This window comes from Blattabacterium sp. (Blaberus giganteus) (assembly GCF_000262715.1).
GTDB lineage: Bacteria > Bacteroidota > Bacteroidia > Flavobacteriales > Blattabacteriaceae > Blattabacterium.
This window is the reverse complement of sequence record NC_017924.1, coordinates 241,206-266,012: the sequence shown is the minus strand read 5'-3', so window position 1 is coordinate 266,012 and position 24,807 is coordinate 241,206. Positions and strand designations below refer to the sequence as shown.

Sequence of the window (24,807 nt, the reverse complement as noted above, 5' to 3'; positions counted from 1 at the left end):
TATATTATATAATTAATAAAATAAATACTAACATAGAAAGCATCATTTGTATGATAATAAAACGATTGAAAATTTTATTTTCATGATATCCTATTTTTTGAAAATGATGATGTAAAGGAGCCATGAGAAAAATTCTTTTTCCTATGCCATATTTTTTTTTAGAATATTTAAAATATAGTACTTGTATGATTACAGAAATATTTTCTATAAAAAAAATTCCACATAAAATAGGCAATGTTAATTCTTTTCTATTTATAATAGCTAGTGTAGCAATGACTCCTCCTATAGTTAAGCTACCAGTATCTCCCATGAAAATTTGAGCTGGATAAGTATTATACCAAAGAAAACTTATCAAAGATCCTAAAAAAGAAAAAGAGAATATGATAATTTCTTCTATATGAGGAATATATATAAAATGAAAATAGTATGAATATATTTTATTACTGGAAATTATAGATAATAAAGATAATGTGGCAAAAATGATAGAAGAAATTCCAGCTGTTAATCCGTCGATTCCATCAGTTATATTTGCTCCATTGGATAAAAATGTAATAATTCCAATAACAATCGGAATAAAAACAACCCATGCATATTTTTTACATTTTTGATGATACCAACTCAAAAGATAAGCATAGTCAAATTCATAATTATGACAAGAAGAAAAAATGGGTAAAGAGGTTTTGAACCCATATTCTTTTTTTTTAGAAAAATGTGAATTTTGTGATTCTATTTTTTGTTTTTGAATAGAAATACTTGTATTAAAGTACATAGTGATTCCAACAAAAATTCCTAATAAAATTTGACTTAATATTTTTAACATTATACTAAGTCCTTTTTTATTATATTTTATTTTAATACAATCATCTATAAATCCAATACAACCCATATACAATGTAGTCATTATCAACATTAATACATATACATTATTTAAGGTAGAAAAAAATATTGTAGAAATTAATGTGGAAAATATCATGACGATACCACCCATGGTTGGGGTCCCTTCTTTTTCTTTTTGACCAAAAAGTCCAAGATCTCGTATTTTTTCTCCTATAATGCTATTTTTTCGGTTCAAACATATAATTTTTTGATACAAAATCAAAGCTATACAAAACGATAAAAAAAAAGCTATAATCGCTCTGGAATAAACAGAATTTATATTGATAAAAAAAGAGATAGCAATTATGGATTTAAAAAAAATAAAAAAATAAATCATCTTATTTCTTACTTGTTGTAAGTTTTTAATAAATTTTTAGCGATTTTCATATCGTTAAAAGAATAACGTATTCCTTTGATTTCTTGAAAAGTTTCATGTCCTTTTCCTGCTATTAAAATAATATCTTTTTTTTTGGCAATTTGGATTGCAGTTTGAATAGCTTTTTTTCGATTAACAAAAGTTAAAATAGATTTTTTTTTTATATATGATTTAAAGTTTTTCATATCATTGAATATTTTGTTCAGATTTTCATATCTAGGATTATCAGATGTAAAAATAGATATATCACATGTTTCATAAACAATTTTACCCATTAAAGAACGTTTTTTTACATCTCTATTTCCTCCACAACCTATGACACAAATTAATTTTTCATCATTTTTTTTTATTATTTTAAGAGTATTAAAAATAGATTTTAATCCATCTGGATTATGGGCATAATCTATAATAATTTGAATACCAGAACGGGATATAAATTGCTCAAAACGACCTTTTATAGGTTTAATATCTTTTATTTTTTTCAGAATATCATTTTTATTTATTCCTAATAAAATTGCTGTCGCGTAACTGGCTAATAAATTATAAATATTAAATCTTCCTATTAAATGGGTAAAAATTTTATGACCATTAATTAGTAATTGATTTCCATTCATATTTTCTTTCAAAATTTTAATTTTAAAATTGGCATTTTTTTTTATACCATAAAAATAGGTTTTCGCTAAAATTTTTTTTATTATTTTATGCGAATTTTCATCATCTAAATTAATTAATGCAAAAGCTTTTTTAGACAAATTTTCAAAAAAAAATTTTTTAGTATATAAATAATGATCAAAAGATTTATGATAATCTAAGTGATCATGTGTAATATTAGTAAAAATTCCTCCTTCGAATAATAATCCTGCTATTCTTTTTTGATATATTCCATGTGAGCTTACTTCCATAAAAGCGTATTTGCATCCTTTTTGGATTGAAATGTTTAAATATTTATTAATTTCAATAATATTTGGAGTTGTATGTGTCGTCGGATATTTTCTAGATAATATTTTGATTCCCATAGTAGAAATAAGAATATTTTTTTCTCCCATTTTAGAAAATAACTGATGAAGTATCGTAGCTACAGAGGTTTTTCCATTTGTCCCGGTTATTCCTATTAATTTAATTTTTTTTGTAGGATGATCATAAAAATTAGATGAAATAATCCCTAAAGCTTCCATGCAATCTTTAACCAGAACATAGGTTATATGTTGATGAATGAAAAAAGGACTGTTTTCACAAATTATAGTATTGGCACCTTTTTGGATTGCATCTACAATAAATTTGTGTCCATCTGTTATTTTTCCTTTTTTGGCTACAAAAATCATATTAGATTGTACTATTTTTGAATCTATAGAAATTCCTTCTATAAATTTAGAAGTATTTTTTCCTATCATTTTTAACACATGTACTTTTTTCAGAACATCTTTTAAGAATTTTTTCATTCTTCTAATTTCAAAAATATAATCTGATTTTTTTTCAATTTTCTTCCTGGAAGAACAGATTGAGTCACCACTTTTCCTATCCCTTCATATTGAATATGAAACCCCCTATTTTCCAATATAGGGATGATTTCTTTTCCAGGAACAGACATTACATTAGGCATGATCCATTTGTCAATAAAAAAATTTTTTGACTTCATAATTTTATTTAGTAAATCTTCTTGGTTTTTTCTATTTTTTAAAAATGTTTTTCTTCCTATTCTGGTATAAATAGATTTAGCTATTTGGTCAAATACAGGAACGGCTACTTCAATTCCGTAGTATCCTTTTTCTGGTTTTGAAATGACTACTATACAAGAATATTTAGGATTTTTAGCAGGAAAATATCCTACAAAAGAACTATTATAAGAAACAGGAGTCCCCTTCTTCCAGTAATTTAACTGTGTTGTTCCCGTTTTTCCTGCATAAGGATATTCTGGATTATAATATTTTTTAGCTGTTCCATTTTTGACAACTCCTTCTAACATATTTTGAATTTTAATTAAAGAAGATTTTCCAGCTATAGAAGGATTCATAACGATAGGTTTGGTATATTTTTTTATATTTTTTCCATGATGTTTTATTGCTCGAATAAATAGAGGTTTTATCATTTTACCTTGATTTGCAATAGCATTATAAAAAGTAAGTATTTGTAAAGGAGTTAGTTTAATATTATATCCAAAAGTCATCCATGGCAAGGTTATGCTACTCCAATTTTTTTTTCCAGGACTTGGGATAAAAGGCATGCTTTCCCCTGGAATGTCTATCCCGATTTTTCTATCCAATTTCCATTTTCGTAAGTGTTCTATGAATTTTTCCGGATTTTCTTTATAATTTTCATAAATAATTTTTGCAATGCCTACGTTTGAAGATAATTCTAAAATTTGCTTTGGATTCATTTTAACATATCCATTGTAATGACTATCGCGTATTTTTTTTCCTTTTAATTTCATAACTCCGCCTTTAGTATTAACGATCATATCAACATCTATTTTTTTGTCTTCTAAAGCAGCAAGAATAGCCATCGTTTTAAAAGTCGATCCAGGTTCATTTCCTTCCCATACGGCAAAATTTCTTAAATCTTCATAAGTATTTTGTTTAGTTTTTTCCAAATTGATCATAGCAGGAATTTCTCCACTTTTTATATCCATTAAAATCACACATCCATGATCTGCTTTAGATATGGATAATTCTTGAAGTAATGCATGGTAGGCTATGTCTTGTAAATATATATTTATAGTAGAATAAACATCTTTTCCATCTTCTGGATGGATCTCATTTTCTGATTTCAATGGTTTCCATATTTTAAAACTAATACGTTGTTCTAATCTTTTTCCATCTCTCCCTTTCAAATATTTACTAAAAGCTCCTTCTAATCCTGCTTTTCCTCTATGATCATCATATCCTAATGTTCTTTTTCCAATATTTTCCAATGTGGAAATTCGACATATCTTTTTCTCAACAATGAAACCGCCTCGTATTTGTCCTTTATTGAAAATAGGAAAATTTCGTAATATTTTAAAATGTGGATAATCTAAATTTTTCGATAATAAAAAATATCTATTTCCCTTTTTTTTCTCATATTGAAATTTTTTATAGAAAAAAAATTTTGGTTTTTTAAATAAATTTTCTAAAGAATTACATAAAGAATAAATATTTTCTTGAAATAATTTTTCAGATATAGACCTAAAATCAATGTGAATGTCATATCTTATAACAGACATCGCTAATATACTATTATCTGACGCATAAATGTTTCCACGTTTAGCCTTAATTAAATTGGTTCGAATCGTTTTTTCTATGACATATTTTTTGTATCCTTCTGAATAATTTTGAATATATAATAAATTGAAAATAATTAATGCGGCAATAAATGTGAATAAAAAACCAATTAAATAAGATTTATATAATAAAATATATCTTTTTTCTTTCATTATTTATTTTCTTGTGTTTTATCCATATTTTTTTTATTTTCTATGACTAATTCGTATGGAGGAGATTCTAAATTTTTTAATCCATTAACTAATTTTTTTTTTATAAAAGAGGCTAATTGCATTTTCATACATTTGCTATGAATATCTGCATATTCAGATTTTAATTCTTTTATTTCTTCACTAATTTTAGTTATTTTTCTAATTTTTCGGTCCATCATATGTGAACTGGTAATGCTTATTAAAGATAATACAGTAATAAAAACAATAAAATTCCAACTACGATAAGCGTCTTCTTTTACTAAAAATTTTCCTTTTAGAATATCTTGTATATTTATTTTCATTTTTTTACAAGTTTTTTTCTGCAATTCTTAATTTAGCGCTTCTAGATCGTGGATTATTTATGATTTCTTGAATATTTGGTTTGATTACTTTTTTATGTATCATTCTAAATGGAAGAGTTTTTAATTTTTTTTTATTTATTATAATTCCCTTTTTAAAAAAATATTTAATGATTCTATCTTCTATAGAATGATACGAAATCATAGCAATTCTTCCTCCTGGGAATAAAATCCTAGAAGATTCTAATAAAAAATTCTTTAAAATATTTATTTCATTATTAACTTCTATTCGTATAGACTGAAAAAGTCTAGCAAAAAATTTTTTTCTCTTTTTAAAAGATCCTTTTATAAAAAAAAGATGAATTAAATCCGAAGTCGTTGTAATATTTTTTTTAAAACGTTTTTTAAATATTTTATCTACAATTTTTTTTGCATTTTTAAATTCTCCATATTCATAAAATATATGAAATAACTCTTCCCTTGAACATTCATTTATGACATTTTGAGCAGAATAAGAAGATTCCTGGTTCATTCTCATATCTAAAATACAATTTAATTGATTCGAAAATCCTCTTTCAGGATTATCTATTTGTAAAGAAGAAATTCCTAAATCCGCTAATATTCCCGATACTTTACCAATATGATTTCGATTCAAAATATCACGTATATGAATAAAATTATTGTGAAATAAATGGAAACGTTTATCTTCAATCCAATTTTTTTTTATGGATTCTTTATCCTGATCCAAAGCGATCAAGGTTGCTTTTTTATTTAATTTTTTTAAAATAGCATAAGAATGGCCTCCCCCTCCAAATGTGGCATCTACATAAATACCATTTTGATCTGTAATTAAATTTTCTATACTTTCTTTTGTAAGAACTGATTTATGATGGGATTGATTATTCATTTTTTAACGAAATTATGTTTTATAAGAACTATATTTTTGCATATATCGTTGAAATTTTCAAAATTGTTCAAATGAAATTTAACTTAATTAAAACGGATTGCCATTCCAAAGCAAGAATAGGAATTTTAGAAACAGATCACGGTAAAATAGAAACCCCTATTTTTATGCCAGTAGCTTCAAAAGGTTATGTTAAATCTGTTCCAATACATGAACTTTATAAAATATCTAAAATCATTCTTGGAAACGCTTATCATTTACATTTTCAGCCAGGTATTGAAGTATTACATAAAGCAGGAGGAATTCATTCTTTTCTGAATTGGAAGGAATCTATATTAACAGATAGTGGAGGATTTCAAATTTTTTCCATGAGAAAATTAAATAAAATAACTGAAGATGGAGTTGTATTTAAATCTATTATAAACGGATCTTATCATTTTTTTTCTCCTGAGAAATCTATGGAAATTCAACGTTTTATAGGTGGAGACATTATTATGGCTTTTGACGATTGCCCCCCCTTTCCCTGCAGTCATACAGAAGCGAAAAAATCGGTAAAAAAAACACATCATTGGTTAAAAAAATGTTATTCCTATTTACAAAATAATCCAGAAATATATAATTATCAACAAAGTTTTTTTCCGATTATACAAGGAAGTATTTATACGGATTTAAGAAAATATTCTGCAGAAGAGATTTCTTTGTTAGAAGCGGAAGGTTACGCTATAGGTGGATTAAGTTTAGGAGAAGAAAAAGAACAAACACATAGTATTACTAATTTAGTAACAGATATTTTACCTAAAAAAAAACCTAGGTATTTAATGGGAATAGGGAATCCTGTAGATCTTTTAGAAGGAATCGCTCTCGGTATAGATATGTTCGATTGTGTTTTACCGACAAGAAATGGACGTCATGGAATGCTATTTACATGGAAGGGAATCATAAATATAAAAAATAAAAAATGGGAAAAAGATTATTCTTGTTTAGATGAATTTGGAAATTCTTACGTAGATCAATTATATAGTAAATCTTATGTAAGACACCTTTTTTTATCTAGAGATAATTTAGCAAAAGAAATCGCTTCTATTCATAATCTTTCTTTTTATTTTCATCTTATTCAAGAAGCAAAAATACATATTATGCACAATAATTTTTTTCATTGGAAAAAATATATGATTCCTTTGTTAAAAAAACGTTTATAACATGAAAATTATTGATCGTTATATTATTCGTAATTTCATTGAGACTTTTATATTTATTACTCTTTCGCTACAATTTCTGTCTGTGATTATAGATATTTCACAACGTATGCATCGTTTAGAAAATAATCAAGGATCAATTAAAGAGGCTTTAATTTTTTATTATCCTTTTTGGTCCATATGGTTAATTAACACTTTTTCTCCTATTTCCGTTTTTTTATCTGTTATTTTTTTCACATCTAAATTAAACCATAATTCAGAAATCACAGCTATTTTATCAAGTGGGATCAGTTTTAGAAGATTGGCTCTTCCTTATTTGATATCATCTATTATGATAGGAATTGTAGCTTTAATAACAAATTATTATTTTTTACCTATAGCTAACAAAAAAAAAAATCAATTCCATTATCAATATCTTTTGAGTCCAAAATATAAAAATAAATATGAAAATAATCAAACAATAAGCGCTCAAATTTCAAAAAATGAATATATTTTTATTCGAAATTTTTCAAAAAGAGAAAATATAGGAAAAGAATGTGTATATCAAAAATTCAATGAAAATAAATTAGCGTACATTTTAAAATGTAGAAACATTTTTTGGTCTAAAAAACATAAAATATATATTTTATTTGATTACAGAGAAACTATAATCAAAAAAAATCATGATTTTTTTATTAAAGGAGATTATAAGATTATAAAATTACCCATAACTCCTGAACAACTTTTACCAGAGGAATACATAGCAGAAACTATGAATATTCATGAATTGAAAAAATTTATTGATGTAGAAAAAAACAAAAGAAATATAAATATGCATTTAAATGAATATTATCAAAGAACAAGTTTGCCCTTTTCTACTTTCATATTTACCATTTTGGGATTATCTATATCTACAAAAAGAAAAAAAGGAGAAATTGCTTATAATATGATTATAGGAATTGCATTAGCTTTTTTTTATATTTTTTTTATAGAAATTACAAAAATATATTCCACCAAGGATTATATCCCTTCTTACTTAGCTGTTTGGCTTCCTAATGTGATTTATGGAATAATTACAATGTTATTTTATTGGAATAGAAATATCAATTAATTCATTTCAAATCCTGCTATGTATACTTGTCCGTTTTGTTTAATAGATTTTATGGTCACATCTCCTGAGTATTTTTTTAAAACTCGATCAACGTCATTAGGTTTTTTCATTTTTTCTCCATTAATAGATAAAATGATGTCTCCTTCTTCCAGCCCTATAGCACTTAAACGACCTGTTTTTATTTCTATGATTCTAATTCCATAACCTATTCCAAAATCTTTTTTACATTCTTGACTTAGTGGTTCAAATATCGCCCCTAATAATTCAGATGGAGTAATTTCTTCCTTAGTTCTTATTTTTGTTCTTCCTTGTAAATCTTTTAAAATAACATGAAAAGTTTTTTTCTGTCTGTTTCGTATTATATTCACTTTTACTTTATCTCCTGGATATTTTGTTCCCACAATAAATGACAAATCGGCAAGATTTTGTATCGGTTTTTCATCTATGCTTTTTATGATGTCTCCTTTTTTAAGTCCGGCATCTGATGCTCCACTTTTTTCAAATACTTCTCCTATTAAAAAACCCTGTTGTGATTTTATACTTTGATGTGTTTCTTTATTATAAGCTTTCAAATATTCTGTTTTAGAAAGATCCATTCCTCTCACTCCTAAATATGCACGTTGTACGGTTCCATATTTTTTGATATCTTGGATCACTTTTGCTACTAAGTTAGAAGGAGCAGCAAAACTATATCCTATAAAATTACCTGAAGCTGAAGAAATGGCTGTATTAATTCCAATCAATTCTCCATTAGTATTAATTAATGCTCCTCCACTATTTCCAGGATTTACAGCGGCATCTGTTTGAAAAAAAGATTCAATGGCGGAAGAGGTTTCTCCTCTTAATATTCCCAAACTTCTATTTTTAGCGCTAATAATTCCAGCTGTTACAGTAGAATTTAAATCAAAAGGATTTCCTATAGCTAGAACCCATTCTCCTACTTGTACTTTATTAGAATCAGAAAAATAAATGAAAGGTAAATTTTTTTCATTAATTTTTAATAAAGCGATATCAGTATTAGGATCTGTTCCTATTAATTTTGCTTTATAAGTTCTTTGATCGCTCAAAGTAATTTCTATTTTTTCTGCATCTTTTATAACATGATTATTAGTTACAATATATCCATCAGGAGATATGATGACTCCAGATCCATGAAGTCCAGGAATATCATTTTTTTGAGGTTTTCTCCCTCTATTATTTCCAAAATCATCAGGAAATCCGAAAAAGAAATCAAATGGATCAAATTGATTGTTATATTTTTTTGAATAATTTTTTACATTGACTACTGCATGTATGGTTTTGGATACAACTCTAGTAAAATCAGGAAATCCTGCAGAACTGACCAATGATGAAGAACCTGAACCTAATGAGGATAACCTTGTTTTCGATGATGAATATGGAAAAACTAAAGGCTCTTCTTTATTAGTGTATTGTTTATATGCAGCAATAGTTATGATTGAACTCATAATACTGCTTAGCACAATATAAAAAACTATTTTCTTCATACTTTAATATGTGTTTTAAACAATTTTATTTAAACAAACAAAACAAATATATGTAAATTAATAATTTCACAGTTATAAAAATAATATTAACTTCGTTGTTATGGAATTGAATTTTTATAAATATCAAGGAACGGGAAATGATTTCATTATTATAGATTCTAGACAAAAACAAGATAAAATAGGAAATTCTTTTTTATTCAAAAAATTGTGTGATAGACATTTTGGAGTTGGAGCCGATGGAATTATTTTGATTCAAAATGATGATGAAAATGATGAAAGTCATTTTTATATGAAATATTGTAATTCAGATGGAAAAGAAAGCACAATGTGTGGAAATGGGGGAAGATGCGCTATTTCTTTTGCTGCTAATAGATTAGGAATAAATAAAATTCATTTTCGAGCTGTAGATGGATATCATGATGGATTTATCATAGATAATTTAGTTTCTATAAATATGCTTAATATAGATAAAAAGACAATAGAAATTCATCCAAAATATGTATTTATAAATACAGGATCTCCGCATCATGTTCAATTTGTAGAAAATATAAAAGAAAAAAACGTATATAAAGAAGGTAAAAAAATTAGATTTCAAAAAGATTATTGTGAAAAAGGAGTCAATGTGAATTTTGTAAAAATACTTGAAAACAATATGTTACAAGTTCGTACTTACGAAAGAGGAGTGGAAGACGAGACTTTATCTTGTGGAACAGGAGTTGTTGCCTCTGTCATTGCCGCATGTGAAACAAATAAAATTAAAAATCATGTGGAGAAAATTTTAGTTCAAACTCTTGGAGGAAAATTATGGGTTTCATTGACAAAAACGAAAAATGAATATCAAAACGTTTACTTGACCGGAAATGTTAAATTTATATTTAAAGGATATATTCTGATTTAAAAAAAAATATAAATAATGATTAATTATTCAATGAATAGTGATTCTATTAAATTTCTTGAAAAATATTTAAATGAATTTTCTCCAACAGGAGACGAAAGGGAAGGACAGAAAATATGGATCAATCATATTAGTCCTTATGTAGAAAAAATACAAACAGATTTATATGGAACAGCAGTAGGAATCATTAATCCTGATTCTACGTATAAATTAATTATTGAAGCTCATGTTGATGAAATATCATGGTCCGTTAATTATATCACAGAAGAAGGAATAATATATGTTTCTCGTAATGGAGGATCTGATCACCAAATTGCTCCATCTAAAAGAATCATTATTCACACGGAAAAAGGATTTGTACATGGAGTATTTGGATGGCCTGCAATTCATACAAGAAAATCTTCAGAAGAAAAATCTCCTAATGTAGATAATATATTTGTAGATATTGGTGTTTCCAATAAAACAGAAGCAATTAATATGGGTGTTCATGTAGGGTGCGTCATTACTTATCCTGATCAGTTCTTTATTATGAATCATAATTATTTTGTATCTAGAGCATTAGATAATAAAATAGGAGGTTTTATTATAGCAGAAGTAGCAAAAATGCTAATAGAAAATAGTATTGATTTAAAATTTGGATTATATATAGTAAATTCAGTTCAAGAAGAAGTTGGGCTAAAAGGAGCTAAAATGATATCTCAAACTATACAACCTAATGTAGCTATTGTTACAGATGTAACACATGATACTTGTAGTCCTATGATTGATAAAAAAATACAAGGTGATATTAAATGTGGATTAGGTCCTGTTATTGGATATGCTCCTTCAATACATAAAAATATTAGAGAATTGATTATTAATACTGCTAACAGTAAAAAAATATATTTTCAACGTTTAGTATCATCTAGATACACGGGAACAGATACAGAAGCTTTTGCTTATTCCAATAAGGGGGTATTGTCTGCTTTAATTTCCATTCCTCTTAAATATATGCACACTACAGTAGAAATGGTTCATAAAAAAGATGTAGAATTAACTGTATCACTAATTTATGAAACTTTACTAGCAATGAATAATCAATTTTTTATTGGTTAAATCGGAAATGAATGATGTCTCCATCTTGAATGAGATGATTTCTTCCTGCTAAGAATATTTTTCCTGCTTTTTTCACATTTTCTTCAGAACCATATTTGATAAAATCATCATAATGAATAATTTTTGCTCTAATAAATCCTTTTTTAAAATCTGTATGAATAACTGAAGAAGCATTATAAGCCGTACATGGATTGGGGATCGTCCAAGATCTAATTTCTTTTTTTCCTATCGTAAAAAAACTTTGTAAACTTAATAATTTGTATATTTTTTTCAGTACTTGATTTATTACTAGACAATTTTTTTTTTTCAATGATAACTTTACCAAAGTCGAATTCTCTATTTGTATCATTTTTTTCATATTTTCTATATGTATATTAGTTTTTATATTAAACTCATCATCTATATTACATACATAAATAACAGGTTTAACCGTTAATAACTGTAAATCTTTTATATATTCTTTATCATCTTTTTGAAATGGAAACATTCTGATATTTTTTCCTTCTTTTAAAAAAGAAAGAATTTTTTTCAGTATACATGGATATTTATTAATTTTTTTTAATCTTTTTTCTATCGTTTCTAAATCTTTAAACTGTAATTCCATATCAATAATTTCTTTATCCCTAATAGGATTTACAGTCCCTTCTACATGAAGAATATTTATATCGTGGAAAAAACGGATTATGTGTATAATGACATTTGTTTCACGAATTTGAGATAAAAATCTATTTCCTAAACCTTCTCCCTTATGAGATCCTTTAATTAATCCAGCTATATCTACTATTTTTATTTCGGATGGAATAATTTTTACAGGATTAATAATTTTTTTTAGTTCGTAGAGTTTTTTATCCGGAATTTTTGCGATTCCATAATTAGGTTTTATAGTACTAAAAGGAAAATTTTCTGATAAAGCTTTAGAGTTAGAAATTAGATTAAAAAATGTTGATTTTCCCGTATTTGGAAGACCGATAATTCCACATTTCATTTTATATTAAATTTAACATAAAAACAAAAATTACAGTTTTTATCGAAAATAAGTATTATTTTATAAAATTTGATTTATGGATGAACGAAAATAAAATGCCGTTTTGGAAACATATTGAAGAATTAAGAAAACATATAATTCATTGTATTTGTGCTATAATCATTTCAATGATTATTTTAATGAACAATAGAAATATTATATTTGACTGCATTATTTTTGGTCCAGCAAAAACAAATTTTATCACTTATCGTATATTTTACAAAATAGTCAATTCCTTTTCTTTTTTAGGTATGCATTTAAATTCTGTTTCTTTTTTATATAAAAATTTAGAGATACAGAATAGACAAATATTTGGGCAATTCCATATTTATGTATGGACTTGTTTTATAGGAGGGGTAATTTTGTCTTTTCCTTATATTTTTTATGAATTCTGGAAATTTATAAAACCGGCTCTTTCGGATGCAGAGAAAAAATATTCTATATGGATACTTTTCATGGGCACTTTTCTTTTTTTATTAGGAATTTTATTCGGTTACTTTATATTATGTCCATTCTTAATTCATTTTGGATATTCTTTTAAAATCAGTCATATTCCAAAAAATATATTCGATTTATCAGATTATATCTCTTTAATTGTACATTCAGTCCTTTCTATGGGCATTCTTTTTTTATTTCCATTTTTCATATTTTTTCTTGCTAAAATGGAATTAATATCCTACTCATTTTTAAAAAAATATAGAAAACATGCTTTTTTGATTATGTTAGTTATATCTTCTGCTATAACTCCTGGAGATATTTTAAGTACAATCATCGTTTTAATTCCTCTTCTAATACTTTATCAAGTGAGTGTATATATATCTTTTCATACTACTAATAAAAAAAAAGTCTCTTAATTAGAGACTTTTTTTTGTTATGATTTTCGTATTGTGATTTCAACACGTCGTCCTTTTTTCTTTCCGACTCCAAATCCTCTAACTTCAATTCTAGAAGAATCTATTCCTTTAGATACTAAAACTTTAAACACAGAATGTGCTCTTTTTATAGATAAAATTTTATTATAATAAGGTTTTCCATGAGCATCTGCATATCCATCTATATAAAATTTAGAATTAGGAAAACTATTTATCATGATTTCAGCAATTTCATTAATCCTTATTAAGGAACGATAAGATAATGAAAATTTTCCTAAATCAAATAAAATAGGGAGAAAGACTACATCAGGACATCCTTTATTTTCTTTTTTTCCAAATTGATTTGGACATTGATCTTCATGATCTGGAATATTGTCTGAATCTGTATCAGGACATCCTTTATTTTCTTTTTTTCCAAATTGATCTGGACACAAATCTTCTTTATCTAAAATTCCATCATGATCTGAATCTTCTTGATCTTCTTGATCTTGATCCTTTTTTTGATGACAACAAATTTTATTTTCTTTTTTTTCTTCGTTGATTCCGTTTTTTTCTTTTTCTTCAGAAGAAAAAGGAACAAAAGAAGAATTTTTATCTGCATCTATCAAGATTTTATGATCATGACTAATTTTTATATTTCCAAAACGAAAAACTAATCCTATATTATGTTTCCAAAAATTTAAAAAATCTCCGGATTCTTTGGCAAATACATGATTATAAGTACTTTCTAAATTTAATCCCAAATTGGAAAATAGCCAAAAATTTAGACCTAATCCACCATCTAATAGTAAAAAATTATTTCTATTCGTTCTAAAATATTTTTCATCTGAAACTTTTAACTCTCTGTTTAGATAATCACTGAATTTGTGATATCCTCCTCCAAACCTTAAATAAGGATCAATTTTATGATAAGGAAAAATGTATAAACTAATTCCAGGACTTATCTTTACAAATAAATCATTTTCTACTCTCCATCTCGTATTGTCAATTACTCCTAATGAAGCATCTAAATATAAACCTATATGTTTCATTATTTTATGTTCTAATTCTATACTAGAAATAATGGGGATGAAATTATTATTCCGTTTAAGAAAAAAATCTTTAAAAGGGGACTTAGTAGGATAATAATTAACATCATGTGCTCCTATTCGGATATACCATTTTTCTTTCGAATTCTGGGAAAATACAGACGAAAAAAAAGTAAATAAAATAACAATAAAAAAATTGACGTTTTTCATAAAACTATAATTTCTTTAAATCTAAACAAATATAAATATTTGATTTTAAAATCAAATACGATTTTTAAATTTTAAAGATCTCTTAACTTCTCTAAGAAAATCTTTTTTTCGCAAAGATTCACGTTTGTCATATATTTTTTTTCCTTTAGCTAAAGCTATTTTCATTTTTATATATCCTTTATCATTAAAAAATAATTCTATGGGAATTAAAGTTAAACCTGTATTCTTTAATTTTTTATTAATTTTCATTAATTCTTTTTTTTTCAATAATAATTTTCTTTCTCTTCTGCTTGAATGATTCCAATTTGTTCCAAATTTATATTCAGCTATATACATATTTATAGAATACAATTCTCCATGTTTCATTTGACAGAAACTTTCCATTATATTGGCTTTATTTTGTCGTATCGATTTTACTTCCGTTCCAAACAATTGGATTCCAGCTATATAATATTCAATAAAATCATATCTAAATCTTGCTTTTCTATTTAGAATACTCATAATTAATTATTATTTTTGTGAATTGTGAAATTGAAGTAATCAAACAAAAATACAAAAATATACAAAACTAACTGAAAAAATGAATAAACGTTATTATTTAAAAGATTTGTGTATTCAAGTAAGGAGAGATATTTTACGTATGATAAATAATGCAAAATCTGGACATCCTGGTGGATCTTTGGGATGTACAGAATATTTTGTAGCGTTATATAAAAAAATTATGCGTTATAATCCAAATAAATTTTCTATGAATGGAAAAAAAGAAGATCTTTTTTTCTTATCTAATGGACATATATCTCCTGTTTACTATAGTATATTAGCTCGTTCTGGATTTTTTTCTATTAAAGAATTGTCTTCTTTTAGAAAATTAAATTCTCGTTTACAAGGACATCCTACTGTACATGAAGGGCTACCTGGAATCCGAATTTCTTCCGGATCCTTAGGACAAGGAATGTCTGTATCCATTGGAGCTGCTTTATCAAAAAAACTTAACAAAGAATTTCGTAGTATTATTTATAGTTTACATGGAGATGGAGAGTTAAATGAAGGACAAATTTGGGAAGCGGTTTTATATGCTGGTTCTAGAAAAATAGATAATTATATTGCTACGGTAGATTACAACGGAGTCCAAATAGATGGAACTACAGATGAAGTATTACCTCTAGGTAATTTGAAAAAAAAATTTGAATCCTTTGATTGGAAAGTTTTAGAAGAATTAGAAGGAAATAATATTGAAAAAGTGATTAATATTTTAAAAAAAGCTAAAAATGAAACTGGAAAAGGAAAGCCTATTTTAATCATATTATATACTAAAATGGGATATGGTGTCGATTTTATGGTTGGAAATAATGCATGGCATGGAAAATCCCCTAATGAAGAAGAATTAAAAAAAGCTTTATATCAACTTCCTGAAACTTATTTAGGGGATTTTCCATTATAATTTTATTTATATGAAACAATATGAAAATAAAGGATTTAAAGAAACTAGAGCTGGTTTTGGTAAAGCTTTAACTTTGCTTGGTAGAAAAAATAATAAAGTGGTTGCATTATGTGCAGATTTGACGACCTCTTTATTTATGGATCAGTTTTCTAAAGAATTTCCTGAAAGATTTTTTCAGATAGGAATAGCTGAAGCAAATATGATAGGGATAGCAGCTGGATTGAGCATAGGAGAATATATTCCATTTGCAGGTACGTTTGCTAATTTTGCAACATCTCGTGTTTACGATCAGATTCGTCAATCTGTTGCTTATTCTTACAAAAATGTAAAAATATGTGCATCTCATTCTGGATTAACTCTAGGAGAAGATGGAGCGACACATCAAAGTTTAGAAGATATAGGAATGATGAAGATGCTACCTGGTATGACTGTGATTAATACTTGTGATTACAATCAGACTTATGCAGCAACTTTAGCTATTTCGAATTACTTAGGTCCAGTATATTTACGTTTTGGTCGTCCTGCTGTAGCTAATTTTACAGATCAAGATCAAATATTTGAAATTGGAAAAGCTGTAGTCTTGACAGAAGGAAAAGATGTGACCATTGTTAGTACAGGACATTTAGTATGGGAGTCTTTAGAAGCATCTAAAATTTTATACGAAAAAAAAGGGATAGAATGTGAAGTAATTAATATTCATACGATAAAACCATTAGATGAGGATACTATCTTGAAATCTATTAATAAAACAAAATGTATTGTTACTGCAGAAGAGCACAATTATTGGGGAGGATTAGGAGAAAGTATAGCTAGAGTATTGACCACTAAAAAATGGTCTATCCATCAAAGTTTAGTAGCTGTAAACGATACTTTTGGAGAAAGTGGAAAACCTATGGAACTTTTAAAAAAATATAATATTGATCGTTATTCTATTATAAATCATGTTCAATTTGTTTTGAAGAAAAAAAAATAAATTTTGGAAATCAATAATTTACAAAAAATCGTTCATAATTGGATAATGAATCATGGAATTCGTTATTTTGATGTATTGACTAACACAATTCTTTTGTCTGAAGAAGTCGGTGAAGTTTCTAGAATCATTGCTAGAAATTATGGAGAACAATCGAAAAAAAAAAATTGTAAAAAAAATGAAGATCTTGGAGAAGAATTATCAGATGTATTGTTTATTATAGCTTGTTTAGCAAATCAAACTGGAATTAATTTGGAAGAATCCTTTCATAAAAAATTAAAAAAAAAGGAAATTAGGGATCATGACAGACATCATGATAATAAAAAATTAAAATAAAAATATGTCTTCTTATATTAATGTTTCCAAAAATAGAAATTCTTTATATGGTTCTATATCAATAACGGGATCTAAAAGTATATCTAACCGTCTTTTAATTTTAAAAGCACTTTATAAAGATGATATTCATATTGAAAATATTTCTAATTGTGAAGATACAGAAGTATTAAAAGAAAGTTTAATTAGTACTTCTAATATATTAGATATTCATCATGCTGGAACAGCTATGCGTTTTTTAACCTCTTATTTTTCTATACAAGAAGAAAAAAAAATAATATTAACAGGATCAAATCGAATGAAAGAAAGACCAATTTTTATACTCGTAGAAGCTTTAAGAAAGCTAGGATCCGAAATTTATTATTTGGAAAAAAAAGGTTTTCCTCCAATAAAAATTTTTGGTAAAAAAATTTTAGGAGGAGAAATAGATATGAATGCGAAAATTAGTAGTCAGTATATAAGTTCTCTGATGTTAATAGCCGGTAAATTTAAAATGGGTTTAAAAATTTTTTTAAAAGGAAATATTACATCTATTCCTTATATAAAAATGACTTTCGATTTGCTGACTATAGCTGGAATAAAAGCGGATTGGAAAGGTGAAAGAATTATCCATATTTATCCCATAAAAAATAAAGGAAAAAAATATTTTTATGTAGAGTCAGATTGGAGTTCTGCTTCTTATTATTATTCTATGGCTGCTATAGCAAAAAAAAGTTATGTCATTTTACGTTCATATAATAATACGAGTTTACAAGGGGATAAAGAAGTTTCTTATATATATGATAAATATTTTGGAATATCGACCGTTTTTGATAAAAATGTGATAACATTAAAGAAAAAATTACATTTTTTATTCCCAAAATTTATTGAATTAGATTTAAATAAAACACCAGATCTTGCTCAAACTATCGTTGTTACTTGTTCTACAATTGGAATTAAATGTAGTTTAAAAGGTTTAGAAACATTGAAAATTAAAGAAACAGATAGATTACAAGCATTAAAAGAAGAGCTTTTAAAATTTGGAGTGATAATAAAAATTACAGATTCTTGTTTAGAAATAACAGATTTTTATAGAAAAAAAATTGATTCTTTTATCCCTATTAAAACTTATCAAGATCATAGAATGGCTATGTCTTTTTCTACATTTGGATTATGCTCTGATTTTATAAAAATAGAAAATCCAAATGTTGTAGAAAAATCATATCCTAATTTTTGGAAAGACTTAGAATCTTTAGGTTTTTTAATTTCATATTATGAAGGATAAAGAATTCTTCTTGCCGTAATGAATCGATGATTCCAATATTTTTGATATAGTTGTGATATGATTACCCCATTGGATGTAGATGCATGAATAAAAAATATGTTATTATTGTTATTGTTAGTATGGATCACCATTCCTACATGATTGATTTTTTTAGATGTTCCTGTAGCAAAAAATAATAAGTCTCCTTTTTCTATTTTTTCTTTGGGAACGAAAAAACCTTTTTTAGCTTGATGGTAAGAAATACGTGGTAAAAATATCTGATAAGAAGCAAAAATATTTTTGATAAAAGCAGAACAATCTATTCCAGATTTGTTGGTCCCTCCATATCTATATGGAGTATTTATATAATTTATAGCATTTTCTATAATACATTCCGTCTGTTTTTTAAAACAGAGTTTTTGATTTATTAATTGAAAGTAATTTTTATTTTTATATTGCTTTTTTTTTCTGAAATAAATTCTTTCATAGCATTCCATATTTCCATTTCTATGTAATTTTCCATACAATGAAATAGAAATAAGATGATAATAAAAAATTATAAGTAAAACAATTTTAGAATTTATGATAAACTTTTTTTTTCTTGTTTAAAACAAATATCGATAAAAAAAGAAAAAATCAAATGTAAACAAAATACTTGTATTACTTGTATTAAATATAAAAAAAATTTAATTTGTGTCATTAATTTTTGATGAGAGGCCCATTCGTCTATTGGTTAGGACGTCAGGTTTTCATCCTGGAAAGAGGGGTTCGATTCCCCTATGGGCTATAATTATATAGCATGGCTAATCATTTATCTTCTTTAAAAAGAATCAGACAAAATCATATTAGACGATTACGTAACAAATATGTATATAAAAGTACCAAGACAGCTATAAAAAAATTATTAATGGATAAAAAAAATAAGAAACAATATTCTATTGTTATTTCCATGATAGATAAATTAGCAAAAAAAAATATTATACACATGAATAAAGCTGCAAGATTTAAAAAAAAAATTGAAAAAAAATTAATTTTTAATTAATTGTTTATGTGTTTATGAAATTTTTTATTAAAAATTTATCATTAATTATATGATTTTTTTATTTTTTTAAAAAAAAATTTATTCCATCATGGAATAGTGCGTAAAAAATATTTACGATTTTTTAGAATTGTATTGAATTTTACAGTAAAACTATAAAATTATATTATACTTCATACAATTTTTTTTGTCTGTATTAGCTTTTATAATTCATTTATATATATGAAAACAAGTCTATTTTCTCCAATAGGAATATTTGACTCTGGAATTGGCGGACTTATTATAGCTAAAGAAATTAAAATTCAAATGCCTAATGAAAATTTTATTTATTTTGGAGATACTAAAAATATGCCTTATGGAGAAAAATCTAAAGATTTTATTAGAAAAAATTCTATGAAAATAGCTTCTTTTCTTTATGAAAAAAAGTGTAAAGCTTTAGTGATCGCATGTAATTCTATTGCATCTAATGCTTTGGATATGATCATAAAAAAATTTCATAGAAAAATATTAATATTTAATGTCATAGATCCTGTAGTAAAAAATACAGTTCTTCTTTCTTATAAAAGAATAGGAATAATTGCAACGTCTGCTACTATACATTCCAATTTTTATACAAAAAAAATAAAAGAATACTATCATCATTTAGATGTAGTTCAAATGTCTACACCTTTATTAGCTCCCATTATAGAAAATGGTTGGAAAATGAAAAAAATAAATCCTATTATAAAAAATTATTTAAATCATTTAAAATCAATTGATGCAATATTATTAGCTTGTACTCATTATTTTTTCTTGAAAGAAGAAATAGATAATTTTTATCATGGAAAAGTTCATTTAATTGATATACCAAAAATAGTGGCGCAGGAAATAAAAGAAAAATTAAATGAAAAAAAATTATTATGCTTTCATCCTATTTCTACTTGGAATAGATTTCCTATTTTTTATACATCTAGTTCTATTCCCATTTTTTTTGAAAAAAAAGTGCGAATTCTTTTTGGAAAAAAAGTATTTTTAAAACATGATTTTTAATTTTTTCTAATTTGTGCATCTATTACAGCTAAAGTTGCTAAATGGACTATTTCTTCTATGCTAGATTGCATTTGCATAACATGTGCTGGTTTCCGCATCCCCAACATAACAGGACCAATAGTTTGAACATCTCCTAATCCTCTAATAAATTTATAAGTTAAATTTCCTGATTCTAAATTTGGAAAAATAAAAATATTTGCTCTTTTTTTAACAAGTTTTGAAAAAGGAAATTTTCTAGACAATAAAAATTCATTCAAAGCAAAATCAGGTTGGACTTCCCCATCTACTATTAGATTTGGATATTTTTTATGTAAAAAAGCTACTGTTTTAGAAACTTTAGAAGATGTTTTTGAATTAGATGAAAAATTTTGAAAAGATAACATAGCGATACGTGGTTCAATGTCAAAACTTTTAACCACATGAGAAGCCATTAAAGCAATTCTAGCCAATTCTTCAGTTGTTGGATCTGGAATTACAGCTGTATCTGCTAAAAATAGAGGACCACGTTTTGTTAATAAAATCATCATTCCTGCTGTTTTATGAACAAAATCATCTTTTCCAATCACCTCTAACATAGGACGTAAACTTAATGAAAAACTTCTAGAATATCCTGTAATTACGGCATCTGCTTTTCCTTGATCTACCATCATAGCTCCAAAATGATCATTAGTTCGCATACGAATTTTTGAATCATACAATGTTAAACCTTTTCTATTTCTTCTTTTCCAAAGAATTTTAGAAAATTCTTCTACTTCTTTTATATTTTTTTCTGGATCTACGATTTCTAATTCAATATTTAAATTATTTTCATGAATTAAACGTTTAATCCTATCTTCATTTCCTAAAACTATAGGAATAGAAATAATTCCTTCTTCATGAAGAATTTGAACAGATTTCAGAATATCGTATTCTTCCCCATTACAAAAAACAATTTTTTTAGGATTTGTACGTGCTCGATTTTGAATCATTCTAAGCATTTTACTTTCATATCCCATTCTATCTAGTAGTTTTTCTTGATAGATTTTCCAATCTAAAATAGGATTTTTCGCTACTCCAGAATCCATTGCTGCTTTTGCTACAGCAGGAGCTACACGAGTTATTAAACGGTTGTCAAAAGGTTTTGGAATGATATATTCTTTTCCAAAAGAAATATTTTTTTTATTATAAACAATATTTACCTGTTCTGGAACAGGTTCTTTTGCTAAAGAAGCAATAGCATATACTGCAGCAAGTTTCATTTCATCATTGATAACATTAGCATGAACATCTAATGCTCCTCTAAATATATAAGGAAATCCTAATACATTATTTACTTGATTGGGATAATCGCTTCTTCCTGTCGCCATAATAACATCTGGACGTACTTTTATAGCTAAGTTGTAATCTATTTCTGGATCGGGATTTGCCATAGCAAATACTATGGGATTTTTAGCCATACTTTTTAACATATTAGGAGTTAATATTCCTCCTATAGATAACCCTATAAAAACATCTGTATTATTAATGGCCTGGTCCAATTTTTTAATTGGATCAATATTCACGGAAAATTCTCTTTTTTCTTTATTCAAATCTTTTCTTGAAACATGTAACAATCCCTTACTATCAAACATAAGAATATTTTCAGGTTTAACTCCTAGTTGTTTGTATGTTCTTGCGCAAGAAATAGCTGCAGCACCAGCTCCGTTAACAACCATTTTAATTTCATGAATTTTTTTATTTACATAAGTAATAGCGTTAAGTAGTGCCGCTCCTGAAATAATAGCTGTTCCATGTTGGTCATCATGCATAACAGGAATATTAAGTTCTTTTTTCAGTCTTCTCTCTATTTCAAAAGCTTCTGGAGCTTTTATATCTTCTAAATTAATTCCGCCAAAAGTAGGAGCAATTGCTTTTACTGTTTCTATAAATTTTTCTGGATCAGATGCATCTATTTCTATATCAAAAACATCAATACCGGAAAATATTTTGAATAAAAGAGCTTTCCCTTCCATAACAGGTTTAGAGGCTAATGCTCCGATATCACCAAGACCTAATACAGCAGATCCATTAGTTATTACTGCTACAAGATTTCCTTTAGATGTATATTTATATACTTCAATAGAAGAACGAGCTATTTCCTTACAAGGTTCAGCAACTCCTGGAGAATAGGCAAGAGACAGATCTCTCTGACTGCTATATTTTTTTGTAGGAGTAATTTGTATTTTTCCAGAAGGAAATTGACTATGATAATTTAAAGATTCTTCACGAAAATTACTTATGTTTTTTCTCATTATATTTTAAATTAAAAATGAAAACAAATAAAAAATATTTAATTGATTCCAAAAAATATCTTTTTCAAAAAAATATTTTTTATCTGTTTTCCATCTGATTATCAGTCTATAAAGTCCTTTTTTTAAAAGTTTTTTAGGAATCAATAATATTTTTTTGGAGGATTTCAATATTTTGAAAGATCGCGTAAAATCTAAATCTTTAGAAGAAGATCTAAATAAAGTAAAAAAACCATGAATATCATTGTTAATAGGAGGAAATATTATCTCAATTCCAGAATATAAAATTAAAACTTTTATTTTTCCAGGAAGTTTCAATACATTTTTTTTCTCATTTATAATTTCTTGGTATTTCATTTCTTCTTCATAATATCGATCCGAAACAAGTTGACTTCCTACATGTGGAAAAAAAAAAGCAATGTAACTAATAAAAATTATAAAAATAACTAAAGATAACATGATTCCAATATCCCAATTGAATTTTATTCTCATAAAAAAAATTTTAAGCTTAAAATATAAAAATTATAATGAAAGAATCAATTATATCTTACTCCATTCTGTTATTTTTATTCCTTGAGGATCTTTTCCTCTTAAAGGTTTTTTAGATTTTTGATTGATAAAATAAACATAACTGGATATTTTTTCAATATCATTTCCTTTAATTTCTCCTGATAGACCAAAAGCCCGCATAGTTGGATTATTATCGCTTCCATTCCATATGACATAAAATATATTTTTAAATAAATCTTTTTCTTTTTTGTTAATCCAATAATCATCTGTCAAATTCGGTCCTATATTTCCACTCCCATCTGATTGATGACAAGTAGCGCAATTTTCCTCAAAAAGAACTTTTCCACGATTTACTAAATTTTCTTTAAAACACGCATTTTCTATAGTTACTTGTGGGGTATTTTTTTCAAAAATTTCAATTTTTTTTAATTGATCTTTATAAGCAATATCATATTCTTTATAAGGATTAGAAAAATCTATTAATAAATAAGAAAAAAAATAAATTGCAGAAAAAACAATTGTAAGATAAAAAAGATGAACCCACCACATAGGTAATTTGTTATCTAATTCTATTATTCCATCAAACCCATGATCTATTTTTTTAACTCCATCATGATTAATTTTTTTTAAATCGTAAAATATAAATTTGTAAAGTCTATAAAAATAATTTCCTTCATTTTCTTTAAATATTTTTATTCTTTCTTCTTTTGAAAGAAATTGTAATTTTCTTTTATAAATTAAATTATTAATAGATTCTAAAACATATAGTAATGCCGTAATCATAATGAAAAAAAATATAGTAATAGGATGGACCAAATAATATATATGATTATAACTTACAAAAAAAACATAAAACATGAATATTATAACAGATAAAAGTGAAGGAATCATAATAAAAGAAGGAATTTTAGATCTCATAACTTTTCCTTTTTTTATCATTTTTTTCTAATTCTTCTACTTCTAAAGGAATTAAACTTATTTTATTATAATATTTTTTAGATTTTGATAACACAAAAAATATTACAAAAAAAAATGCCAATAAGAATAAAATTAACATAAAAGATTGAAAAATCCCTATATTCTTTTCTCCTATAAAATATTGCTTTAAAAAACTTATCATGAATTTTTTTTATATCTACATTTTTAAAAAACTATTA

General features: G+C 25.8%; 25 protein-coding genes and 1 tRNA gene. 12 read left to right on the top strand and 14 right to left on the bottom strand.

What is annotated here, in order from left to right; genetic code table 11:
* Positions 1–4: 4 nt before the first annotated feature.
* The 5 genes from mraY to rsmH are packed head-to-tail and all read right to left on the bottom strand — an operon-like array spanning position 5 to position 5,906.
* Positions 5–1,213, bottom strand: coding sequence for a phospho-N-acetylmuramoyl-pentapeptide-transferase (mraY, locus tag BGIGA_RS01240; protein ID WP_014726566.1), 1,209 nt, complete (start codon positions 1,211–1,213; stop codon positions 5–7).
* A gap of 8 nt (positions 1,214–1,221) precedes the next feature.
* A complete protein-coding gene (locus BGIGA_RS01235; RefSeq protein ID WP_014726565.1) occupies positions 1,222–2,691 on the bottom strand; it encodes a UDP-N-acetylmuramoyl-L-alanyl-D-glutamate--2,6-diaminopimelate ligase in 1,470 nt (489 codons plus the stop codon).
* The gene (locus tag BGIGA_RS01230) at positions 2,688–4,661 is read right to left on the bottom strand and encodes a penicillin-binding protein (protein WP_014726564.1); all 1,974 of its coding nucleotides are present in this window, start codon (positions 4,659–4,661) and stop codon (positions 2,688–2,690) included. Before BGIGA_RS01230 ends, BGIGA_RS01235 begins: the two co-directional genes overlap by 4 nt.
* Positions 4,661–5,002, bottom strand: a complete 342-nt coding sequence (locus BGIGA_RS01225; RefSeq protein WP_014726563.1) for an FtsL-like putative cell division protein — start codon at positions 5,000–5,002, stop codon at positions 4,661–4,663. The genes BGIGA_RS01230 and BGIGA_RS01225 overlap by 1 nt, the downstream gene beginning before the upstream one ends.
* Positions 5,003–5,006: 4 nt before the next feature.
* Positions 5,007–5,906 carry a 16S rRNA (cytosine(1402)-N(4))-methyltransferase RsmH gene (gene rsmH, locus BGIGA_RS01220; RefSeq protein WP_014726562.1) on the bottom strand — a complete coding sequence of 300 codons (900 nt, stop codon included), beginning with the start codon at positions 5,904–5,906 and terminating at the stop codon, positions 5,007–5,009.
* 71 nt (positions 5,907–5,977) lie between these two features.
* On the opposite strand from rsmH, the gene tgt reads away from it, so the two are divergent.
* Together tgt and BGIGA_RS01210 are read left to right on the top strand one after the other, a co-directional pair.
* Positions 5,978–7,102 (top strand): tRNA guanosine(34) transglycosylase Tgt, encoded by a 1,125-nt coding sequence (tgt, locus tag BGIGA_RS01215; RefSeq protein ID WP_014726561.1) that lies wholly within the window; start codon positions 5,978–5,980, stop codon positions 7,100–7,102.
* Between the two features lies 1 nt (position 7,103).
* A complete protein-coding gene (locus tag BGIGA_RS01210) occupies positions 7,104–8,189 on the top strand; it encodes an LptF/LptG family permease (protein WP_014726560.1) in 1,086 nt (361 codons plus the stop codon).
* Here the strand turns inward: BGIGA_RS01210 and BGIGA_RS01205 are convergent.
* Positions 8,186–9,694 carry a Do family serine endopeptidase gene (locus BGIGA_RS01205; RefSeq protein ID WP_014726559.1) on the bottom strand — a complete coding sequence of 503 codons (1,509 nt, stop codon included), beginning with the start codon at positions 9,692–9,694 and terminating at the stop codon, positions 8,186–8,188. The two genes, BGIGA_RS01210 and BGIGA_RS01205, sit on opposite strands and share 4 nt — an antisense overlap.
* Positions 9,695–9,794: 100 nt before the next feature.
* Between BGIGA_RS01205 and dapF the strand changes: the two genes are divergently transcribed.
* Both dapF and BGIGA_RS01195 read left to right on the top strand, forming a co-directional pair.
* Positions 9,795–10,592 carry a diaminopimelate epimerase gene (gene dapF / locus BGIGA_RS01200; RefSeq protein ID WP_014726558.1) on the top strand — a complete coding sequence of 266 codons (798 nt, stop codon included), beginning with the start codon at positions 9,795–9,797 and terminating at the stop codon, positions 10,590–10,592.
* Positions 10,593–10,607: 15 nt separating this feature from the next.
* Positions 10,608–11,684: a M42 family peptidase gene (locus tag BGIGA_RS01195; RefSeq protein WP_014726557.1), complete on the top strand. Its 1,077-nt coding sequence runs from the start codon at positions 10,608–10,610 to the stop codon at positions 11,682–11,684.
* On the opposite strand, the gene BGIGA_RS01190 is transcribed toward BGIGA_RS01195, so the two are convergent.
* Positions 11,674–12,669, bottom strand: a complete 996-nt coding sequence (locus tag BGIGA_RS01190; protein ID WP_014726556.1) for a redox-regulated ATPase YchF — start codon at positions 12,667–12,669, stop codon at positions 11,674–11,676. The genes BGIGA_RS01195 and BGIGA_RS01190 overlap by 11 nt on opposite strands.
* Before the next feature lie 80 nt (positions 12,670–12,749).
* On the opposite strand from BGIGA_RS01190, the gene BGIGA_RS01185 reads away from it, so the two are divergent.
* Positions 12,750–13,562 carry a twin-arginine translocase subunit TatC gene (locus tag BGIGA_RS01185; RefSeq protein ID WP_014726555.1) on the top strand — a complete coding sequence of 271 codons (813 nt, stop codon included), beginning with the start codon at positions 12,750–12,752 and terminating at the stop codon, positions 13,560–13,562.
* Between the two features lie 17 nt (positions 13,563–13,579).
* Here the strand turns inward: BGIGA_RS01185 and BGIGA_RS01180 are convergent, their stop codons facing one another.
* Entirely contained in the window at positions 13,580–14,818 is a 1,239-nt protein-coding gene (locus BGIGA_RS01180; RefSeq protein WP_014726554.1) for an OmpA family protein, read from the bottom strand.
* 51 nt (positions 14,819–14,869) lie between these two features.
* Positions 14,870–15,319, bottom strand: coding sequence for an SsrA-binding protein SmpB (smpB, locus tag BGIGA_RS01175; protein WP_014726553.1), 450 nt, complete (start codon positions 15,317–15,319; stop codon positions 14,870–14,872).
* A 79-nt stretch (positions 15,320–15,398) separates the two neighbouring features.
* Here smpB and BGIGA_RS01170 point away from each other — a divergent pair, with 79 nt between their 5' ends.
* From BGIGA_RS01170 to BGIGA_RS01155, 4 genes are read left to right on the top strand one after another with little or no spacing between them, the layout of a single operon-like run.
* Positions 15,399–16,259 (top strand): transketolase, encoded by an 861-nt coding sequence (locus BGIGA_RS01170; protein WP_014726552.1) that lies wholly within the window; start codon positions 15,399–15,401, stop codon positions 16,257–16,259.
* A 10-nt stretch (positions 16,260–16,269) separates the two neighbouring features.
* A complete protein-coding gene (locus BGIGA_RS01165) occupies positions 16,270–17,232 on the top strand; it encodes a transketolase family protein (protein ID WP_014726551.1) in 963 nt (320 codons plus the stop codon).
* Between the two features lie 3 nt (positions 17,233–17,235).
* Positions 17,236–17,565, top strand: coding sequence for a nucleotide pyrophosphohydrolase (locus BGIGA_RS01160; protein WP_041178341.1), 330 nt, complete (start codon positions 17,236–17,238; stop codon positions 17,563–17,565).
* A 4-nt stretch (positions 17,566–17,569) separates the two neighbouring features.
* Complete coding sequence (locus BGIGA_RS01155) at positions 17,570–18,826, top strand: 3-phosphoshikimate 1-carboxyvinyltransferase (RefSeq protein WP_014726549.1); 1,257 nt, start codon at positions 17,570–17,572, stop codon at positions 18,824–18,826.
* Here BGIGA_RS01155 and BGIGA_RS01150 read toward each other — a convergent pair.
* Positions 18,814–19,302, bottom strand: coding sequence for a C40 family peptidase (locus BGIGA_RS01150; RefSeq protein WP_014726548.1), 489 nt, complete (start codon positions 19,300–19,302; stop codon positions 18,814–18,816). The genes BGIGA_RS01155 and BGIGA_RS01150 overlap by 13 nt on opposite strands.
* Positions 19,303–19,520: 218 nt before the next feature.
* Between BGIGA_RS01150 and BGIGA_RS01145 the strand changes: the two genes are divergently transcribed.
* From BGIGA_RS01145 to murI, 3 genes are all read left to right on the top strand, one after another.
* Positions 19,521–19,592: transfer RNA gene (locus tag BGIGA_RS01145), tRNA-Glu, on the top strand.
* Positions 19,593–19,604: 12 nt separating this feature from the next.
* Positions 19,605–19,847, top strand: coding sequence for a 30S ribosomal protein S20 (gene rpsT, locus BGIGA_RS01140; protein ID WP_014726547.1), 243 nt, complete (start codon positions 19,605–19,607; stop codon positions 19,845–19,847).
* A 219-nt stretch (positions 19,848–20,066) separates the two neighbouring features.
* Positions 20,067–20,873, top strand: a complete 807-nt coding sequence (gene murI / locus BGIGA_RS01135; protein WP_014726546.1) for a glutamate racemase — start codon at positions 20,067–20,069, stop codon at positions 20,871–20,873.
* Here the strand turns inward: murI and BGIGA_RS01130 are convergent.
* Genes BGIGA_RS01130 through BGIGA_RS01115 form a run of 4 tightly spaced genes read right to left on the bottom strand, consistent with a single transcriptional unit; the run spans position 20,870 to position 24,770 of the window.
* On the bottom strand, positions 20,870–23,143 hold the full coding sequence (locus tag BGIGA_RS01130) for an NADP-dependent malic enzyme (RefSeq protein WP_014726545.1): 2,274 nt from the start codon (positions 23,141–23,143) through the stop codon (positions 20,870–20,872). The two genes, murI and BGIGA_RS01130, sit on opposite strands and share 4 nt — an antisense overlap.
* 6 nt (positions 23,144–23,149) lie before the next feature.
* Positions 23,150–23,632 (bottom strand): FixH family protein, encoded by a 483-nt coding sequence (locus BGIGA_RS01125; RefSeq protein ID WP_014726544.1) that lies wholly within the window; start codon positions 23,630–23,632, stop codon positions 23,150–23,152.
* Positions 23,633–23,680: 48 nt separating this feature from the next.
* Positions 23,681–24,568 (bottom strand): cbb3-type cytochrome c oxidase N-terminal domain-containing protein, encoded by an 888-nt coding sequence (locus tag BGIGA_RS01120; protein WP_041178380.1) that lies wholly within the window; start codon positions 24,566–24,568, stop codon positions 23,681–23,683.
* On the bottom strand, positions 24,558–24,770 hold the full coding sequence (locus tag BGIGA_RS01115; protein ID WP_041178340.1) for a CcoQ/FixQ family Cbb3-type cytochrome c oxidase assembly chaperone: 213 nt from the start codon (positions 24,768–24,770) through the stop codon (positions 24,558–24,560). Before BGIGA_RS01115 ends, BGIGA_RS01120 begins: the two co-directional genes overlap by 11 nt.
* Positions 24,771–24,807: the final 37 nt, after the last annotated feature.